The organism is Marinobacter goseongensis, from assembly GCF_023156235.1.
Classification (GTDB): domain Bacteria; phylum Pseudomonadota; class Gammaproteobacteria; order Pseudomonadales; family Oleiphilaceae; genus Marinobacter; species Marinobacter goseongensis.
On the sequence record NZ_JAKZAI010000019.1, the window covers coordinates 1 to 19,955 of the forward strand.

The 19,955-nt window shown below is 62.4% G+C and carries 16 protein-coding genes; 7 read left to right on the plus strand and 9 right to left on the minus strand.

The features are described 5' to 3' along the window. Window positions 1–180: 180 nt before the first annotated feature. The 6 genes from xerC to MLC70_RS15130 form a co-directional block, all read right to left on the minus strand. The gene (gene xerC / locus MLC70_RS15105) at window positions 181–1,116 is read right to left on the minus strand and encodes a tyrosine recombinase XerC (protein WP_282448488.1); all 936 of its coding nucleotides are present in this window, start codon (window positions 1,114–1,116) and stop codon (window positions 181–183) included. A gap of 41 nt (window positions 1,117–1,157) precedes the next feature. Beyond that, a complete protein-coding gene (locus MLC70_RS15110) occupies window positions 1,158–1,907 on the minus strand; it encodes a DUF484 family protein (protein WP_248185188.1) in 750 nt (249 codons plus the stop codon). 16 nt (window positions 1,908–1,923) lie between these two features. Next, entirely contained in the window at window positions 1,924–2,853 is a 930-nt protein-coding gene (gene dapF, locus MLC70_RS15115) for a diaminopimelate epimerase (protein ID WP_248185190.1), read from the minus strand. Between the two features lie 8 nt (window positions 2,854–2,861). Beyond that, a complete protein-coding gene (gene lysA, locus MLC70_RS15120; protein WP_248185192.1) occupies window positions 2,862–4,112 on the minus strand; it encodes a diaminopimelate decarboxylase in 1,251 nt (416 codons plus the stop codon). A 32-nt stretch (window positions 4,113–4,144) separates the two neighbouring features. Then, window positions 4,145–4,321, minus strand: a complete 177-nt coding sequence (lptM, locus tag MLC70_RS15125; RefSeq protein WP_248185194.1) for an LPS translocon maturation chaperone LptM — start codon at window positions 4,319–4,321, stop codon at window positions 4,145–4,147. A gap of 77 nt (window positions 4,322–4,398) precedes the next feature. Beyond that, window positions 4,399–7,257, minus strand: coding sequence for a class I adenylate cyclase (locus MLC70_RS15130; RefSeq protein WP_248185196.1), 2,859 nt, complete (start codon window positions 7,255–7,257; stop codon window positions 4,399–4,401). Window positions 7,258–7,389: 132 nt separating this feature from the next. On the opposite strand from MLC70_RS15130, the gene MLC70_RS15135 reads away from it, so the two are divergent. Further along, on the plus strand, window positions 7,390–9,834 hold the full coding sequence (locus tag MLC70_RS15135) for an EAL domain-containing protein (protein ID WP_248185198.1): 2,445 nt from the start codon (window positions 7,390–7,392) through the stop codon (window positions 9,832–9,834). Between the two features lie 25 nt (window positions 9,835–9,859). Here MLC70_RS15135 and argH read toward each other — a convergent pair whose 3' ends face one another. Next, the gene (gene argH / locus MLC70_RS15140; RefSeq protein ID WP_248185199.1) at window positions 9,860–11,278 is read right to left on the minus strand and encodes an argininosuccinate lyase; all 1,419 of its coding nucleotides are present in this window, start codon (window positions 11,276–11,278) and stop codon (window positions 9,860–9,862) included. A gap of 118 nt (window positions 11,279–11,396) precedes the next feature. Between argH and MLC70_RS15145 the strand changes: the two genes are divergently transcribed. The 6 genes from MLC70_RS15145 (at window position 11,397) to MLC70_RS15170 (ending at window position 17,447) form a co-directional block, all read left to right on the plus strand. Then, window positions 11,397–12,473: a sensor histidine kinase gene (locus MLC70_RS15145; protein WP_248185202.1), complete on the plus strand. Its 1,077-nt coding sequence runs from the start codon at window positions 11,397–11,399 to the stop codon at window positions 12,471–12,473. Between the two features lie 5 nt (window positions 12,474–12,478). Continuing rightward, window positions 12,479–13,240 carry a LytR/AlgR family response regulator transcription factor gene (locus tag MLC70_RS15150; protein ID WP_248185204.1) on the plus strand — a complete coding sequence of 254 codons (762 nt, stop codon included), beginning with the start codon at window positions 12,479–12,481 and terminating at the stop codon, window positions 13,238–13,240. A gap of 104 nt (window positions 13,241–13,344) precedes the next feature. Continuing rightward, complete coding sequence (gene hemC / locus MLC70_RS15155; RefSeq protein ID WP_248185206.1) at window positions 13,345–14,286, plus strand: hydroxymethylbilane synthase; 942 nt, start codon at window positions 13,345–13,347, stop codon at window positions 14,284–14,286. Next, window positions 14,267–15,079 (plus strand): uroporphyrinogen-III synthase, encoded by an 813-nt coding sequence (locus MLC70_RS15160; RefSeq protein ID WP_248185208.1) that lies wholly within the window; start codon window positions 14,267–14,269, stop codon window positions 15,077–15,079. The genes hemC and MLC70_RS15160 overlap by 20 nt, the downstream gene beginning before the upstream one ends. A gap of 2 nt (window positions 15,080–15,081) precedes the next feature. Beyond that, a complete protein-coding gene (locus MLC70_RS15165; RefSeq protein WP_248185210.1) occupies window positions 15,082–16,212 on the plus strand; it encodes a uroporphyrinogen-III C-methyltransferase in 1,131 nt (376 codons plus the stop codon). Beyond that, window positions 16,209–17,447: a heme biosynthesis protein HemY gene (locus MLC70_RS15170; protein WP_248185211.1), complete on the plus strand. Its 1,239-nt coding sequence runs from the start codon at window positions 16,209–16,211 to the stop codon at window positions 17,445–17,447. Before MLC70_RS15165 ends, MLC70_RS15170 begins: the two co-directional genes overlap by 4 nt. Before the next feature lie 3 nt (window positions 17,448–17,450). On the opposite strand, the gene MLC70_RS15175 is transcribed toward MLC70_RS15170, so the two are convergent. Beyond that, a complete protein-coding gene (locus MLC70_RS15175; RefSeq protein WP_248185214.1) occupies window positions 17,451–18,443 on the minus strand; it encodes a 2Fe-2S iron-sulfur cluster-binding protein in 993 nt (330 codons plus the stop codon). Window positions 18,444–18,455: 12 nt separating this feature from the next. Next, a complete protein-coding gene (gene ubiD, locus MLC70_RS15180) occupies window positions 18,456–19,943 on the minus strand; it encodes a 4-hydroxy-3-polyprenylbenzoate decarboxylase (protein WP_248185217.1) in 1,488 nt (495 codons plus the stop codon). Window positions 19,944–19,955: the final 12 nt, after the last annotated feature.

Genomic DNA, 19,955 nt, shown 5'->3' on the forward strand with positions numbered 1-19,955 from the left:
TTGAACTTGCTAGTGCTGAAGAAAAGGTCCATCTAGATACCCTAACAGCATGTATCAGTTTGGCAAGCGGGAATCATTGTTTTTGCCGTTGTTCTGCTGACTCAAGTTCCTGAAGGTACTTTTCCTTCCAGGACTGATCCGATGTCATTGGGCTCTCCCGGCGGTGAACGAACAGGTCGTTCAGGGTGTTTCTTGTGTTTCATGTGTTTGTTGCCTGTCATCCGATCCACCCCGTCGGCGCGCGCGTGGATGGCTCTGGTCATACACGCGGGCCAGATGCTGGAAATCAAGATGAGTATAGACCTGGGTGGTGGCGATGTCCGCATGGCCCAGCAACTCCTGAACGGCACGGAGGTCGCCGCTGGATTCCAGCAGATGGCTGGCGAAGGAATGGCGAAGCATGTGTGGATGGAGTCGCTGTTCAGCGCCTTTCGCAACGCCCCAGCGGCCCAACCGGGCCTGAATGCTGCGGTTGCTGAGTCGCCCGCCGCGCTGGCTGACAAACAGGGCCCGCTCGGATTCGGTGGCCAGCCCCGGGCGCACCGCCAGCCAGGCAGACAGAGCCTGCAGGGCCTTGCGACCAACCGGCAACACGCGCTCCTTACTGCCTTTACCCAGAACACGGACTTCACCGCCGCGGGCATCCACCGCATCCAGATCCAGCCCAGACAACTCGGACAGACGCAGCCCGCAGGAATACATCAGTTCGAACATGCACAGGTCGCGTACTTCCAGCGGGTCATCGGGGCGGGCATCCAGCAGGTGGTTGAGCTGGTCCACATCTGCCACCCTGGGCAGGCGCCGCCCTGACTTCGGGGCACGAATATCCAGCGCCGGATTGTCCCGCACCTGCTTTTCTCGCAGCAGATATTGATAGAAGCGGCGAATGGCGGACAGGTGCCGGGCAATACTGCGGCCACCCAGACCCTCGCGGCTGAGCGAAGCGACGTAGCGACGGACATCGTGGCCGCTGACGTCGTGCCAGGCAGACGCCTGACCGCCCTGTAACCAGTCACCAAAACGCTGCAGATCGCGCTGGTAGCTGTCACAGGTACGAGGCGAATGGCGTTTTTCAGAGGCGAGGTGAACCAGGAAAGCAGAGAGCGGAGCCGACAGGGCGTCTGTCAGCTCCTCGGCGTCTCCGGACGTCCCCACGCTCAGCGGGACTCGGCGATGACACCAGCCACGGACGCGGTGCCGGTATGGCGTTGCACCATCGGCGGCAACAGACGGCTGAGGGTATCGCTGATGTAGGTGAGAAACAGGGAGCCCATGCTCTGATCAAAATACCCCGGCTCGCAGCTGCCCACCGCAAACACTCCCAGCAAACCGGTCTCACCGCGCAGAGGCACCAGCGCGACCGACGCGATGGGCTCTTCCCGGTCAGGAAACAGGAAGGCGCGCTCGGACTCACGGAACTGGCCGCACACAGCGCGGGCGCCATCCAGCAGGTTGCCAAGGCGCTCCTCGGCCTGCTCCGGCGACACCACGTGCAGGGCACCCTGGGAGGTCTGCGGCAAATCGGCATCGGTAAACAACAAGACTGAGGCGGCATCGAGCCCAAAGTCACCGCGGATGCTGTCATCGATGGCGGAGGCCATGTCGTTCAGGTTGCGGGCCTCGATCACCTGCAGCAGCAGGCGCTTGCTTTTCTCGAACAGGCGGTCGTTATGGCGGGCAATGGACACCAGTTCCACCAGCTCACGCCTCAGTGTGTCGCGCTGCTCACGGAACAGATGTACCTGGCGCTCAACCAGCGAAATGGCTCGACCGCTGTCATGCGGCAGGGTCAGGCTGCGCAGGAGTTCATCCTGATCCACAAAAAAATCCGGGTGGCTACGCAGGTAATCTGCAATCTCTTCCCGGGTGAGCCCTCCGGCCTTCTGCTGGGCCGTTTGTTCTGTCATGTTGCTCTCCTGCTGTTCAGGACCTTGTTTTTGGCGGTCGGCTGCCTTTGCGACGCCGCCCCGGGTTGTCTCCGGGCAAGCGAATCTGGCCTTCAAACACCGTCGCCGCAGGCCCTTCCATCATAACAGGGGTACCCTCACCCTGCCATTCGATGATCAGCCGCCCACCACGCAGTTCGATTTCCACCCGCGCATCCAGCAGCCCCCGCAGGCGTCCGGCCACCACCGCGGCACAGGCGCCACTGCCGCAGGCCAGAGTTTCTCCGGAGCCACGCTCGAACACCCGCAGGCGGGCATGGCCACGGTCGATCACCTGCAGAAAGCCGATGTTGGCCCGCGCGGGAAAGCGGGGATGGTTTTCCAGACTCGGGCCCAGCGTTTCCACCGGCGCGCTGTCGACATCGTCGACCAGCAGCACACCGTGAGGATTGCCCATGGACACGGCGCTGAGCTCGACGGTCTGGCCATCTACCTCAACGGTGTACACGTTCTTGCGCTGATCCGCCGCAAACGGAATCGCCGGCGGGTTGAGCTCGGGCACCCCCATGTTCACCATCACCAGGCCATCACGGCCGACCCGCAATTCAATCACGCCTTTGGCGGTTTGCACGCGGATCACGCGCTTGTTGGTCAGACGCTGGTCACGCACGAAACGGGCAAAGCAGCGGGCACCGTTGCCACACTGCTCGACTTCCGAGCCGTCACTATTGAAGATGCGATAGCGGAAATCCACATCCGGCAACCCCGGTGGCTCCACCACCAGCAACTGGTCAAAACCGATACCAAAGTTGCGGTCCGCCAGCTCTCGGATCATGTCAGGGCGCAGCCGGAAGGGCTGGCTGATGGCATCCACCACCATGAAATCGTTGCCCAGGCCATGCATCTTGGTAAACCGCATGGCCGGGCCCTGCGGCCGTTGTGGCCTGGTGTCATCGTTCCTGCCCATGTCCGAACTCATTCCGGCAAGCAGCTTTCTGGACCGAGCTGGTCGTCCAGAGTTTCGCGGCGGCGCACCACGTGCACCCGGTCACCGTCGACCATCAATTCCGGCGGGCGATTACGGCTGTTGTAGTTGGAACTCATGACAAAGCCGTAGGCACCGGCAGAGCGCACCGCGAGCAGGTCACCCGCTTGCAGGCGCAGGTTTCGATCCTTGCCGAGGAAGTCACCGGTCTCACACACCGGTCCCACCAGATCCCAGGCTTTTTCTTCACCGTCCTGGCGCGGCTGCACCGGAATGATGGCCTGCCAGGCGCTGTACAGTGCCGGCCGGATCAGGTCATTCATGGCCGCATCAATGATGGCAAAATTACGGTGCTCGGTGCACTTGAGGAACTCAACCCGGGTCAGCAGGATGCCGGCGTTGGCGGCGATGGACCGACCGGGCTCAAGCACCAGCTCCAGATTCCGGCCGCCCAGACGTTCGGCCAGGGCCTGAACGTAATCCGAGGGCTGAGGAGGCTGCTCATGATCGTAAGTGACGCCCAGGCCGCCGCCCATATCGAGGTGACGAATGCTGATGCCCTGCGCTGCCAGCGCGTCAATCAGAGCCAACACCCGGTCCAGCGCATCGAGGAACGGTGCCAGGGTGGTCAGCTGTGAACCGATGTGGCAATCCACGCCGATCACTTCCAGGTTGGGCATGGCCGCCGCACGCGCATACACAGCCGGCGCTTCGGTGATATCGATGCCAAACTTGTTTTCTTTCAGGCCTGTGGAGATATAGGGATGGGTTCCGGCGTCCACGTCCGGATTCACCCGCAGCGACACCGGTGCGCGGGTGCCAAGCTCACCGGCAACCGCGTTGAGACGATCCAGCTCGGTATCCGATTCCACGTTGAAACAGCGGACGCCTGCTTCCAGCGCGCGCTTCATTTCCCAGGGCTGCTTGCCAACGCCGGAGAACACCACCCTCGCCGGATCGCCGCCGGCTCGAAGAACCCGTTCCAGCTCGCCGGCAGAGACGATATCGAAGCCGGCACCCAGGCGGGCCAGCACGTTCAACACCGCCAGGTTGCTGTTCGCCTTGACTGCGTAGCACACCAGATGAGCATGATCTTTGAGCGCCTCATCATAGGCGCGGTAATGACGCTCCAGCGTCGCACGGGAATAGACATACGCGGGGGTTCCGAACTCCGCGGCAATGTCAGCCACCGGCACGTCTTCCGCGTACAGCTGGCCGTTACGATAATTGAAATGATCCATGAAAATCCTGATTCCGTTAGCCGGGCGATGGCTCAGCGTGTTGACGCGTCGGCGTCCTGTTCGCGGTTGGTGTCGTCGCTGCGACTCTCCTGAACAGCATCACGGGCGATGTTGTCGGGCGCTTCCCGGTACAGCGGGCCTTTCTGCCCACAGCCGGCCAGAACGCCCGCCAGCACCAGCCCGACCCCTACTGTTTTCCACGCCTGCATGGCCTCTGCCCCTGTTTCTGATATGGCCGCAGTATACCTGACTCGACGGCCGGCGGGCGAGGCTGGGAGGGCACACCTCACCCCAATAACTGACGATTGAGCGATTCTTCCAGGGCAGCGCGGTAGTAGAGGTACTGTGTGGTCTGGATATCCTGCTGGTAGACCTGCGGATCCAGGTCATGGGGCAGATGCACGTCGGTCAGGTACACCGGGTAATGTTCTCCGGGCTGACGCGCGGAGCGGATATAGTGCGCCACCGCCGGGATCAGCTGATCGCCGTATTCCTGCACGGTGAACTCCTGATCACCGCAGAAGATATCAAAGCGCAGGTGGCTATCCCCCTCCTGCACACCAACAGCCTGCACTTCCAGCCCCGGCAGGGTAACGCTGGTGTCTTCATCAAAACGACGCTCGGCTTTCCAGTCGCCATCACGACGCACCAGCTCATAACACTGGATGCCGGCCATCCCGGCCACGCTGTGCAGCTGTCGCAACTGGCGCCGCTCCACCAGATTGTCAAGGAAACGCAACAACGGCACCAGCAGGTAACGACGATTGGTGAATGGCTGCTCCCAGCTGACCACCGCTCCGAGTTCGTCCACCACCCACACCGTGGCAACCTCCCCGGCCACCCGATAGAACACCTGCACGTTGGCCGGCTCACTGGCATGGCAGACGGTGCGCAGCAGCAGATTGTCCAGTAATGCGCCGCGATCGAACACCACGGGAACATACTGTTCCTGCGGACGCGCCAGTTGCTCCATCAGGGCTCCGGCGCTGTCCAGCGCAACGAAACCGGGCTCGTTGCCGTGAAACTGGAGCACGAAATAACGCCGGTCCATTTCGATCACGTAACGCAGAGGGTGGGGGCCGAGGCCGCCGGCGAAGTAGTGCCGCAGGACATCCGCAAACAGCTCCTGCACCCGCCGCGCGATCGCGGTGCCGTGCCCCTTGTTATGACTGTGAACCAGAATTTCCGGCAGGCTGGCCGGCGCCGCTACCACCGCTGCCAGGATGTTCTTGATGCACTGGATCAGGGTATCCCCGGCGGCGTAATGTTGCAGGCTCACCTCATGCCAGCTGTTGAGAGTGACCTGATCAATGGTCGATACCAGGTTGTCACGGCCACCACTGAAGCCCAGAGAATCGTGGCGGGCGCTGAGTTTGTGCAGGCCGCGGTCAGTGAGGTGCGCCTGAGGGTCGACACCGACATTGACGAACAGCAGGTTGCGCAAGGGCTTCACCCCAAGGGACAACGCCTCGCGACTGGCCGGCGCGACCGGAAACGGCACAAACTGGCACAGCGCATCCAGCATCTCACGCAATTCAGACACCGAGGCCGTGCTGGTGCCGGCCCGAACGTTCAGACGGGTGGCGCGGTTCAACAAGCCGTTGCAGTAACACCACACCATCAACTCACTGAGGTTGCCACTGCGGCGGATCACCGGCTGCCAGAACGCATCCGACGGATCCTCAAGGTCGCGGTACAACAGCCAGCCATTCTGGCCCGGTGAACCACCCTGCTCGGACTGGTGATGAAACGCCAGGTTCTCCTCCGCCAGTGACGGCGCCAGTCCGGGGTTGATCTGTTCGATTTTGCCGGCCTTACGCTGGAAGGCGGCGTAAAGCTTGCGCCCCAGCAGATGCATGTCGGTGGCGCTGATGGCGGCCTCGCCGCCATGTTCCCGCGCCAGTCGCGACAACAAACGGTAGCTGTGGGTCAGTTCTGCGACGATGGTGCGGCGCAGCGTCATCACTCCTTCCGCCCGCCACTGCTGGCGGTTGTCCAGATTGCGCAACTCCGTCGCTTGCCAGTCCCAGGAGACCACCAGCTGCTGAAGCAACCCGGCCCGCCAGCTGCCGACCACCGATTCCTTCCGGGATAAGGGCAGACCCGACTTCAGATACAGGCTGCGCCGCACCAGCTCGAGCCGCTCCGGGGCATTCTGCGCCAGCAGCCAGCGCTCGAGGCGGTCGTACAGCAGCACGTAGGGGTCGAGCCGGTCGGCGCAGGTCTCGCCACCATAGATTGAGGCCTTGAAGACACTGGACAGCAGCGGCTGATCCGTATCGCGGGCGTAACACTCGATCAGCAGCAGCTTGAGAATCGATTTCCAGGGCGCATCGATGCCCTTGTAAAGCTGCCACACACCCGCGCCAAGAAACTCTGCCTGGGGAATCGACGGCACCGCGCCAAAATCAATGTACTCATCCCCCTTGATGAAGCGGCATTCAATCAGCTGCCGTGCACATTCATCGTACTGCGCTTCCTTGCTGGCCGGTATCAGCCACCACAGGGGCACGCGGCCACCGAGATGGATGCTGGTGCGGTAGAACTCGTCCAGCAGCAGATAGTGCTGGGCGCTGCCGCAGTTTTCCCCGGTAACCTCGGCCCGCTGCCGCCCCTCTCGCCAGTCTGCGGCGGAAAACACGAACACATGCAACTCGACACCAAGACTGGCCGCCCAGGCCGCCAGCCGTTCGGCTTTGCGCTCAAGGCAGCGCACGCCCCGCCCGGAGAGGTCCGCCCGGTGACAGAGCCAGACGTCCAGATCGCTGGCGACGGAGTGCCCCAGAGTGCCCGGACTGCCCATCAGAAACAGAGCGTCGATATCCGGCCGGCGACGCCCCTCGTCCTTGACCGAAAAGGTACGGGCCAGCCGCTTGGCCGCGTTCAGCGTCGGCTCGGACGGCTGGTAGCGGGTCAGGCCGTAGGGACAATCCCGATCAAGGTAGCCCGGCAATGAGGGATGATTGAGATGGAAAACCAGCGGCAGAACCTCCAGAACCACCTGCTGCCGATACGTCAGGGCGGAATGGGTTCGCTGCCAGCGTTGTTCGTTGACCATCAGAAATCGATCCCGCAACCGGCGCAGCGTCTTTCGATCAATACCCTCGTCGAAATCCAGGGCAATAGGCAGACTGTGACTGGTCAAGGTAGCTCCGCGGGAGAGGTTCTTTCCGATGGTATTATCAGTATGATGGACGCATCGTGGCAAAACCGGCAAAAAAATAAAAGCGGGACTGCTTTACACTCCCGGCGAGACACTGGCTGAGGCTTCCCCGTCGTGAAAGAATTCTTTATCCGTCGCTATCGGTCCGATACTTCCGGACCCGCGGATCGCCGCACGCTGATCCGCATCAATGACGAGGGCATCATCACCTTCGCGGACATCCACGCCGATGCGGTGCTGGGCTTTGACGCCAGCGAGCTTGAAGGCCGGCCGGTTCACAACATTATTGCCGCGCGCCAGGACGACCCCTTTGCGCCCGCCAATCGCCATCGCATCGAAAGCGGCGAACCGGTGATGATCACCTTCCGACATAAGGAAGGCTTCTTTTTCACAGCCTGTCTCAGCCTGCGCATGACGATGCGGGATTCCGATCAGGCCGCCAATGCCTACATTACACTGCGGGACCACTCCCCCATTGACCACCAGTTGGTCCGCCTGGCGGAATCCTCCGCCGGCTTCGGACTCTGGGAACTTGACGTCCGAACCAACCAGCTGAGCTGGACCGATGGTCTCTACGCCCTGCTGGAACTGCGGGTGGGCACGGAGATCACACCCGAACAGGCGCTGTTCTACTGTCAGACCGGCCAGAACCGGGTACGGGCACTGTTCCGCCGTTGCATCCACACCGGCCAGCCCTTTTCGGTCATGCTCGACCTGCAGACCGCGAAGCAGGAGCGGAGGCGGGTCCGCCTCAACGGTCGCGCCCTGAAAGAAAACGGCCGTGTCTGCAGACTGGGCGGCACTCTGGTGGATCACACAGCCGAGATGACGCGGGAAGAAGGCCAGCGGCAGGCGCGGACGCTCCTCAGTGCGACCACGAATGCCACCAACGATCTGGTGGTGGCGGTGGACCGACAGCTCAACCTGCTGCATTTTAACCAGGCCTTTGCCCGCCAGTTTACCCACACCTTCGGTCTGCTCCCCCGCGCCACCGCCAACCTGATCGACATGCTGCAGGATTTCCCCAACGAGCGCCGGCTGATCGAGCGGCTGTGGAACCGGGCGTTCGAGCGCGACAGCTTTGTGGTGGAAATGCCGCTGGCCCAGCAAAACCGAGAGCTGCCGGTGTACGAGTTCCACTATCAACGCCTCACCAACCCTCAGGGGGAGGTCACCGGCGCAGTCTACGTGGGCAGGGACATCAGTGCCCGGGTCAACACCGCCGCCAACAACGAGTATCGGATACGCCATGATCCAGTGACCGGGCTGATGAACCGCAAGGCCTTCATTCACCGGCTCGGGCGGCTGATGGAGCAGGCCCGTCGTAAAGACAGCACCGACAGCCTGCTGTATCTCGACCTGGATGACTTCAACAGCATCAACGAACACGCCGGCAGTGGCCCCTGCGATCGTTACCTTCGCGAACTGGCCAGCAACCTCGGGGTTCGCGTGCGCCAGCGCGATGCCCTGGCACGATTGTCCGGTGATACCTTCGCGCTGCTCATCGAAAACTGCCCCGAGGTCAAGGCCCGCAAAATTGCCGACAACATCCTGGAGCTGATCAGCGGTTTCGTCTTTGACTGGCAGGGCAAGCAGCTGCAAACCACCGCCAGCGGCGGCCTGCTGATGCTGACCGATGACCTTCCCGACGATCCGGAGCAACTGCTCGGGCAGGCCGCGGACCTGTGCCATACCGCCAAGACATCGGGGCGCAACCGCATTCACGCCGCGCACGCCCTGTCTCACCGGGCCGGGGACGGAGGTGCCGGGAAACTCGCCGAGCAGATCCGTGATGCGCTGGACAACGACCGGCTGATTCTGGAATACCAGGCGCTGCGCCCGGTCGCCAGTGTCACCTGGGGCGACCACATCGAGATTCTGTCACGGATTCCCGGCGAGACCCCGGAGCAGCCTTGCCTGCAGCCCGGCGAGTTTCTACCCGTTGCCGAGCGTTTTGATCTGGCCAAATTGCTGGATCGCCAGGTCATCCGCCAGACGCTGCAGTGGCTGAACAGCCAGCGCCTGCTGGAACCCCGGCTGAAGTACTGTGGTTTCAACCTGTCGCTGGCCAGCGTGCTGGATGACACCTTCGCGGATTTCATGGAGTCCGCGCTGGCCGATTCACCCTTCGCTCCGGAATGTTTCTGCCTGGAGATTCGGGAGTCCCACGCCACCCAGTACCCGGACGACGTCGCGGTGCTGTGCGACGCCCTGCACCGGATCGGCTGCCGGGTCGCGCTGGACGGCGCCGGTGCGTCCGTGGAAAGTTACAGCCTCGCGGCGAAGCTGCCGGTGGACATCATCAAACTGGACCGGAAAATGATGCAGCATCTCCATGACGACCCGGTGCAGCAGGTAATGGTGGAAGCGCTGCACAAGATTGCCGAAGCCTCCGGCAAGACCACGGTAGCCACGTTTATCGAAACCGACGACACCTTGCGCAAAGTGCGCACCTTGGGGATTCACTACGGACAGGGATTCCGCCTGTACCGGCCGCGCCCGCTGAACGAGCTGAAGCCGGCGGCGGTGGATCTGAGCACCGGGCGAATCGGCGGCTAGGCCGCCGATTCCTTGCAACCCCGGATCAGAGCTGCTGGCGAGCCCTTGCCACGGCGGCACGGACCTGATTCGGTGCGGTACCGCCAAGATGATCCCGCGCCTGCACGGAACCTTCCAGGGTCAGCACGTCGAACACATCCCCGCCAATGACGTCTGAGAAACGCGACAGCTCTTCCAGAGTCATGTCAGACAGATCGCGGTGCTCTGCCACCCCGAATGCGACGGCCTTGCCGACAATCTCATGGGCGTCGCGGAAGGCCACACCCTTCTTGACCAGATAGTCCGCCAGGTCGGTCGCTGTGGAGAAGCCGCGCTTGGCCGCCACCCGCATGTTGTCGGCCTTGGCGCGAATCGCCGGAATCATGTCAGCGTAGGCCTTGAGGCAGCCCTTGATGGTGTCCACAGTGTCGAACAACGGTTCCTTGTCTTCCTGGTTGTCCTTGTTGTAGGCCAGTGGCTGGCTCTTCATCAGGGTCAACAGGCAGATCAGGTGGCCATTGACCCGACCGGTCTTGCCGCGCACCAGTTCCGGTACATCCGGATTCTTCTTCTGGGGCATGATGGATGAGCCGGTGCAGAAACGGTCCGGCAAATCGATAAAGTCGAACTGGGCCGATGTCCACAACACCAGCTCCTCGCTGAAGCGGGACAGGTGCGTCATCAGCAGCGCAGCAAAGCTGCAGAATTCGATGGCAAAGTCCCGGTCACTGACCGAATCCAGCGAATTCTCGGTGGGCCGGTCAAAGCCCAGCAATCGGGCGGTCATGGCGCGGTCAATGGGGTAGGTGGTGCCCGCCAGTGCCGCGGCGCCCAGCGGCATCACATTGACCCGCTTGCGGCAATCCTGCAGGCGCTCGGCGTCGCGCACCAGCATCTCGTACCAGGCCAGCAAGTGGTGGCCAAAAGTGACCGGCTGCGCTGTTTGCAGGTGGGTGAAGCCCGGCATGATGGTGTCGGCTTCGCGCTCGGCCAGATTCAGCAGGCCGGCTTGCAGCCGTGTGAGCTCTTCGGCAATGACGTCAATTTCGTCCCGCAAGTAGAGACGGATATCGGTGGCCACCTGATCATTACGGCTGCGGCCGGTGTGGAGTTTCTTGCCAGTAATGCCGATGCGGTCGGTCAGCCGCGCCTCGATGTTCATGTGCACATCTTCCAGGCTGACGGACCATTCGAAGGTACCCGCTTCGATGTCAGCCTTGACCGCCTTCAGACCTTCGAGGATGCTGTCTCGCTCGTCGGGCGTCAGTACACCCACTTCCGCCAGCATGGTGGCGTGGGCGATGGAGCCGGTGATGTCGTGGTGGTAAAGGCGCTGGTCGAAACCAACGGACGCGGTGAAGCGTTCCACAAAGGCATCGGTCGGCTCGCTGAAGCGACCACCCCAGGGTTTCTCCGAGGGTTTTTCAGGGGTTGTGCTCTGGTCAGGCTTTTTCTGATCCGTCATGGTCTATCTTTCCTGCTGACAGCCCGGCATTATTTTGCGGGAGTGAGTAAATGGATGATCGCGGGATTATAGCATTGCCGCGCGTCCTGTTGTGCTCCCGGTTCAGGATCAGGATGTAATGGCAGCAGCACCGAAAACCAGCGATTTCTACGTTCCGGATCTGTGCCGGGTGCGTTCGGTATTTCTGCTGCTGATTACCAGCGAACTGATGGTGCTGGTGCTGTCCATTGTGCAGGCGGAAGGCGGCTGGATCGACTGGAACTATTTCGGCCTGCTGTCGCTGTTCGTGCAGTGGACAGTGCTCACCAGTGCCGCTCTGATCTGCCTGCTGCGCAGCCGGCTGGCGCGGCTGACCACTACCCGTGCCACCCTCGCCATGCTCACCATCGTATTGCTCGACGTGCTGGCCTTCAGCCTGTTTGCCGACAATGTGCTGCACTCCCAGCCAGGGATGATCGACTGGCAGGCCATTGCCAAGAAACTGTTGCTGGCGCTGCTGATTGCGCTGATGGTGCTGCGCTATTTCTATCTCCAGCACCAGTGGCAACAACAGCGGGAGGCAGAAATGCAGGCGCGGCTGACCGCCTTGCAGGCACGCATCCACCCCCACTTCCTGTTCAACAGCATGAACACCATCGCCAGCCTGATCGCGGTCAATCCCGAGCGGGCCGAGGATGCGGTACTGGATCTGTCGGAGCTGTTCCGCGCCAGTCTGCGCAGCGGCGACCGCCTGATTCCCCTGAAAGACGAGCTGGACCTGTGCCGGCGCTACCTGGACATTGAAGCTCTGCGTCTCGGCGAGCGGCTCACTCTGGAGTGGCACATTGCGCCGGATCTCGACAAGCAGGCAATTCCGCCACTGACCCTGCAACCCTTGCTGGAGAACGCCATCTATCATGGCATCCAGCCCCGGCCCGAAGGTGGCACGGTAAAACTCGACGCGTCCCGCCGTGGCCAGTTTGTGTACGTGATGGTGCAGAACCCTCGCCCGGACGCCGGCAACAGCCATCACGACGGCAACCGCATGGCGCTGGCCAACATCCAGTCGCGGCTGCTGGCGCTGTTTGGTGAGCAGGCGGTGCTGAAGCACAGCCACCAGAACGACGTGTACACTGTTACCCTCAGGCTGCCACGCCGGACCGCCGATCAGAACGCGGCCCCGCGTGCAGAGCACCGCCCGAACACCAGTGACTGACACCCATGACACACGCAAACCTGCCACCAAAAAATGTACTGATTGCCGATGACGAGCCCCTGGCGCGGGATCGCATCCGCCGGCTGATCGACGACATTCCCGGCTACCGCATGTGTGGCGAGGCCGCGGACGGCGGCAGCGCTCTGAGACAGGTGGCGGAGCTGGGCCCTGACATCGTTCTGCTGGACATCCGCATGCCCGGTATGGATGGCATGGACGTCGCCGCTGCGATCAGCGAGCTCGACAATCCACCCGCCGTGATCTTCTGCACCGCCTACGACCACTACGCCATCAAGGCCTTCGAGGTTCGCGCGGCGGCGTATCTGCTCAAGCCCGTACGCCGGGAGGCGCTGGCCGAGGCTCTCGAGCGCACCGGTCAGGTCAACCGGGTGCAGCAACAGGCACTGAGCAGCCGCGGCGCCGACGCCGGCGGGCAATTGGCGATCAAATCCCACCGCGGCACCGAGCTGATCGACATCGGGGCAATCCTCTACTGCGAAGCTGACCAGAAGTACGTCACCATTCACCACACCCGTGGTGAGACCGTGTCGGACTACACCCTGAAAGAACTGGAGAGCAGTCACCCCGAGGCGCTGCTGCGCATCCATCGCCATACCCTGGTCGGGGTGGCGTTCATCCGGGCGCTGTCCCGAGACGCCAACGGTCATAGCGCCGTCATACTGCGCGACGGCCGCGGCGAGCTGCCAGTCAGCCGCCGCCACACCGGCGCCGTCAAGCAATGGCTGCAGGAACACCAGCCGGGCTGATCACCACAACCTCCTTGCGGACAGCCTGCAACGGTGCTCACGGGACTTTTTCGCCTCGCCAAGGTAACCTTGGCGAACACTTTTTCTCACTGGCAAGGCACCCCATGTCAAAACGCACCCTTCGTATCGCAACCCGCAGCAGTGCCCTGGCACTGTGGCAGGCGGAATTCATCAAATCCGAGCTGGAACGGCTTCACGACAACGTCATCGTGGAACTGGTGAAAATCAAAACCCAGGGCGATAAGATCCTCGACGTTCCCCTCGCCAAAATCGGTGGCAAGGGCCTGTTTGTCAAAGAGCTGGAAGAAGCCATGATTGATGGGCGCGCGGATCTGGCGGTGCACTCCATGAAAGACGTGCCGATGGAATTCCCCGAAGGTCTCGGGCTGGTCGCCATCTGCGAACGGGAAGACCCGACGGATGCGTTTGTCAGCAACAACCACGACACGGTTGACGCCCTGCCCCAGGGCGCGGTGGTGGGCACCGCCAGCCTGCGCCGCGAATCCCAGCTGCGGGCCTATCGCCCGGATCTGCAGATTCGTGTGCTGCGCGGCAACGTCAACACCCGTCTGGCAAAGCTGGACGCCGGCGACTACGACGCCATCGTGCTGGCCAGCTCCGGCCTGAAACGCCTCGGCTTCCACGACCGCATCCGCTACTGCCTGCCGGATTCGCTGTCGCTGCCGGCCGTTGGCCAGGGTGCCCTGGGTATTGAATGCCGTCTCGACGACGGTGAACTGCAGGCCATGCTGGCGCCGCTGAACCACCCGGACACCTCCGACCGGGTCAAGGCCGAGCGCGCACTCAACCGCCGCCTGCAGGGCGGCTGCCAGGTACCGATTGCCGCCTACGCGCTGCTGGAAGACAGCAACACCGTCTGGCTGAGAGGCCTTGTGGGCGCGGTGGATGGCACCCAGATCTTCCGGGTGGAGGGGCGGGCGCCAAGAGCGGAAGGTGAACGTCTGGGCCGCGAGTTGGCAGAAGACCTGCTGGCCATGGGAGCCGACAAGGTGCTGGCAGAGATCTATGGCCACACCCCGACCTGATTGCCGCAACCTGGCCGGCCGTCGCATTCTCATATGCCGGCCGGAACCCGAGGCCTCGCGCCTGGCGAACGGCTTTCGTGACGCCGGGGCCGAGGTGCGGGTGCTTCCGTTGATCGCCCGGGAACCTCTGCCGGAAACTCCGGAAATCCGCACGCTGATCCAGAACCTCGATCTGTATTCCCACGTCATCGCGGTGAGCCCTTACGCGGCCTCCCTGTTTTTGGCCCTTGCAGACAACTGGTGGCCGCAATGGCCCAGCGGCATTCAGTGGTACGGCGTCGGCAGCGGAACCGCCGCCGCTCTTGCCCGCCATGGCCTGCGCCCTCGCAAACCCACCAGTGGCTGGACCAGCGAAGCCCTGCTGGCCATGCCCTCTCTGCAACACTTCCGCCATGAAAAAGTGCTGTTGGTCCGCGGCGAGGAAGGCCGCGAACTGATCCTCCAGACGCTGACGGAGCGGGGCGCCGATGTCACGTTGCTGCCGCTTTACCGGCGCCACCAGCCCCACCACGACAAAACCGTGATAGACGAGGCTCTGCTATGCTTTCTGCCGGAGGTCGTCGTCACCCTTTCGGGGGAAACATTGAACAATTTCATCGCACTGAGTAAGAATAGTGGCCATAATCCTGATAAAACGTTACTTGTGGTCCCTGCCAACCGGGTTGCTGAACAGGCCCATCAGGCAGGGCTGACACATACCTGTATTCCAGAGAGCCTTGCCGACGCCGATATTGTGCAGACTGTCGCCCGGGAGCTCGACCGCCGGACCGGTAGCGCCGGCACCACCAAGTAAGGATGCCCGTGACTGAATCAAACACGCAACTGCCCGCCACCATCGCCAAAGACCAGCCTGGTCGCCAGAAGCTCTGGCCAGTGTGGGTCATCAGCCTGATTGCCATAGCCCTGGTTATGGCACTGGCGCTGTGGAACTGGCAACAGTGGAACAATCAGCAAGCCCTGCAGCAGACCCTCGGCGATACCCGCGGCGACGTGTCCCGGCTTGACCGGTTGTACGGCGACAGTGGCAACGAGCAAAGCGAGCGCATCCGGGCACTGGAGAATAAGCTGGCAGACCAGCGTGAACTGATTGCCACCCAGCAACGCCAGATCGATCACAACGCCCGCCAACTGCTGGAAGCCGGCAATCGCAGCCGCACCGACTGGCTTCTCGCTGAAGCGGAATACCTGCTGCGAGTGGCCAATCAGCGGCTGTTGATCGAGAAAGACATCCGCGGCGCCCTGGCGGCCCTGGAAGCCGGCGATGACGTACTCAATGAATCGGACGACATTGGCGTGTTCCCGGTACGCCAGCAGCTGGCCAAAGAGATTCTGGCACTGAAGGGCATCGCTGATGTGGACCGCACCGGCCTCTACCTGACCCTCGAAGCCGCCATCGACAGCGTGAACCGGCTGACTGACGACGCCCTGGTGCATGAGCGGGCACCCGGATTCGTTACCCGTGCCGACGAGGCCCTCGGCGACGAAGCCGACGGGGAGCCCGGCGTGCTGAGCCAGGGCTGGTCACAGGTAAAGAGCACGTTGGCGAACGTTATTGTGGTGCGCCGGCTTGATGAACCGGTCAAACCGCTGCTGTCACCGGACCAGAGCGCTTACGCCCGCCTCAACCTGCAGCTGATGCTGGAGGAAGCGGAAATGGCGGTACTTCGCGCCCATCAGGAATTATTTCAGCGTGCGCTGACGAAAGCCGGCAACGCCATCGACGACTGGTACGACAACACCAACCCCCAGGTTGCAGCACTGACCCAGACCCTGGATGAACTTCAGGACCGCAACATTGACCCGAACCTGCCCGACATCAGTCGCTCACTGGAATTGCTGAAGGCGCGCCTCGAAGGTCGTCAGGAGGCGGCCAACCCCGCTGACACCGGCAACAGCGCAGCCAACGGCGGGGAGACTGATTCATGATCCGCCTGCTGCTGATCATTCTCGTCGCCCTGCTGATCGGTGTCGGCCTGTCACTCGGCCTCGAGTACGACCTTGGCTACATTCGCATCAGCCTTGGCCATTACCTGATTGAGACCAACTTCTGGGTCGGCCTTGCCCTGCTGCTGGCCGTGGTGGTGGTGTCAGTGGTGAGCGTCAACCTGCTGCGGCGCATGCGCCATGGCACTGGCCTGGTCACCACCTGGGTTCGCCGCGGCAACGAGCGCCGCGCCCGTCGCCGCACCACCCAGGGTCTGCTTGCCCTGGCAGAGGGCAACTGGCCCCGCGCACGCAAGCTGCTGACCTCATCGGCAAGCCATGCCGACACTCCGCTGATCAATTACCTGGCGGCGGCACAAGCGGCGTTCGAGTCGGGTGATCACGACGCGGTGGACCGGCTGTTGCGCCTGGCCTTCGAGAGCACGCCGGGCTCCGACATGGCAGTCGGCATTACCCAGGCCCAGTTGCAACTGGCCGGCAACCGGCTGGAACAGGCGCTGGCCACGCTGGTGCGCCTGCGCAAACAGGCTCCACACCATCCTTTTGTGCTGAAGTTGCTGAAAAACACCTACCTGCGGCTGGAAGACTGGCGTGAGCTGTCGAAACTGCTGCCGGAAATGCGCAAGCGCAACCTGCTGACCGCGGATGAACTGGAGAATCTGGAGCGCACCGTTTGGCAGAACCTGCTGCAACGAGCCGCCGAGGATTGCCGTCGGCAAACCGGCAGCGGTTCCGCTTCGCTTGAGCCGCTGACGCGCCTGTGGGATGAGCTGCCAGGCGTGTTACGCCGGGATGAGCGCACCATTCGCGAATACGCCCGCCTGCTTGCGGCCCTGGGCGACGAAGCCCAATCCGAAACGTTGTTGCGCAAAGTGCTGCGTAATCACTGGAGTGATGAGTTGATCAACCTGTATGGGCGCATTGAGGGACACAAACCGGATGAGCAACTATTGATGGCGGAACAGTGGCTGAAGGACCGACCCAACAACGCCGAGCTACTCTTGGCACTGGGTCGGCTGAGCCTGAGAAACGAGCTTTGGGGCAAGGCCAGGGAGTACTTCGAGACCAGCCTGCGCCTGCGCCGCAGTCGTGAAACCCTGGCTGAACTGAGCCGGCTGAACGCTCACATGGGCGAAAGCGGCACCAGCGTGAAACTGCTGATGCAGGGCCTGATGAGTGACAGCGAACTGCCGGATCTGCCGATGCCGAAAGCCTGAGCATCAGCTCCTGGGCGCGTATTCCAGTACATCGGAGAAAAACGCCGCCTCTGGCAAGCCAGCTTCAATCAGGGCATCCATTAGCGTATACACCATGGTCGGTGACCCGCTGGCATGCACTTCCACGTGCTTCCAGTCCATGCCAGACGCCAGCACGGCCCGCACCAGCTGGTCGTGGTGACCGGCCCAGTCGTTGTCCTCGTCATCGCCGACCACCGGCAGAAACGTCAAGGGCGACCAGTCCTTGTGCCACTCCTCCGCCAGCGACCGCAGGTACATATCCTCGTGGCGCCGCACCCCCCAGAAGAGCTTGACGGGGTGCTGGTAACCGGTGGTTCGCAGGTAGTCCACCAGACTCTTCATCTGGGCGAAGCCGGTGCCTGCCGCCACCAGCAATAGCGGCTTTTGCGGTGCGGAAGCCAGGCAGGCTTTGCCATGGGGCAACTCAACCGTGACATCGTTGCCCGACATCAGAGCTTCGATCACTTTCTGCGCCGACACCCAGTCCGGCGAGGCCTGGATGTGCAGTTCGATGCTGGCCTCAGCCGGGCTACTGGCGATGGAGAAGTAGCAGGGCTCGGCGTCCGGCAGATTGACCGACAGGTACTGGCCGGCATGGAACGACAGCTCACGACGGCGCGGCAGTTGCAGCTCCACCCGGTAAACGTCGTGGCTGATGGAACGAACGTCCACCACCTTGGCCTGATACGTACGTGGCTGATTGGTTCCTGCTGCCATAACGGCGTTAATCTCCAGTGTCAGGTCGTCGAGGGCGAGGCTTCGGCACATCATCAGCCGCTCGTTGACCGTCATCGTTTGTTGGTTTCGGGTGTTCAGTACGCGCCCGGCCAGCAGGCGGGCTTCGCAGATTTCACAGACTCCGTTGCGGCAGGCTGCCGGTACGGCAATGCCTGCCCGGGCGGCCGCCGCGAGAAGATCCTCATCCGGGGCAACACTGAACGCCAGCCCGGACGGTGTCAGGACAACCCGATGCACCCGAATGCCTCGTTAGTCGGGGCGAGCCGGCGATTTTTCAATCCCCAGGCTGTCCCAGAGCTCGTCGACCCGCTGCTTGACGTCCTCGGTCATGGTAATCGGCGTGCCCCACTCCCGATCGGTTTCACCCGGCCATTTGTTGGTCGCGTCCATCCCCATTTTGGATCCCAAACCGGACACCGGCGAGGCAAAATCCAGATAGTCAATCGGCGTACTTTCCACCATGGTGGTGTCCCGGACCGGATCCATGCGGGTAGTCATGGCCCAGATCACGTCCTGCCAGTCCCGGGCGTTGACGTCGTCATCGGTGACGATCACGAACTTGGTGTACATGAACTGCCGCAAGAATGACCATACGCCCATCATCACCCGTTTGGCATGGCCCGGGTACTGTTTCTTCATGGTCACCACCGCAAGGCGGTAGGAACAACCTTCCGGGGGCAGATAGAAATCCACGATCTCCGGAAACTGCTTCTGCAGGATCGGGATAAACACCTCGTTCAGCGCCACCCCAAGAATCGCAGGCTCATCCGGCGGGCGGCCGGTGTAGGTGCTGTGGTAGATCGGGTTCTTACGGTGGGTCATCCGCTCCACCGTGAACACCGGAAACTGGTCCACCTCGTTGTAGTACCCGGTGTGATCGCCGAACGGTCCTTCCGGCGCCATATCGTCCGGATAAATGAAGCCCTCCAGCACAATCTCCGCGCTGGCCGGCACCTGCAGGTCACTGAGACCGCACTTCACCAGTTCGGTGCGACCACCACGCAACAGGCCCGCAAAGGCGTATTCGGACAAGGTATCGGGCACCGGCGTCACCGCGCCAAGGATGGTGGCCGGATCGGCTCCCAGCGCGACCGCCACCGGGTAGGGCTGACCCGGATTGGCTTTCTGGAACTCCCGGAAATCCAGTGCACCGCCACGATGGCTGAGCCAGCGCATGATCAGTCTGTTACGGCCGATTACCTGCTGCCGGTAAATACCCAGGTTCTGCCGCTCCTTGTGGGGACCGCGGGTAATCACCAGCGGCCAGGTCACCAGCGGGCCGGCATCGCCGGGCCAGCAGTGCTGCACCGGAATCTGATACAGGTCGACCTGATCCTTCTCGATCACCACATCCTGACAGGGTGCGGAGCGCAGCACCTTGGGGCTCATGCGCATCACCTGACGAAACAGCGGCAATTTCTCGATGGCATCGCGGAAACCCTTGGGGGGGTCCGGCTCCTTGAGAAACGCCAACAACTTGCCGATATCCCGCAGCGCGGTGACGTCGTCCTGCCCCATGCCCATGGCCACCCGCTTCGGCGTGCCAAACAGGTTAGCCAGCACCGGCATGTCATAGCCTTTCGGGTTCTCGAACAACAGCGCAGGGCCGCCGGCCCGTAGCGTGCGGTCGCAGATCTCGGTCATCTCCAGGTGCGGATCCACTTCGACGGAAATACGCTTTAACTCGCCCAGTTTTTCCAGCTGGTCGATAAAGTCTCTCAGGTCGTTGTACTTCATCAGGTGCTCCGT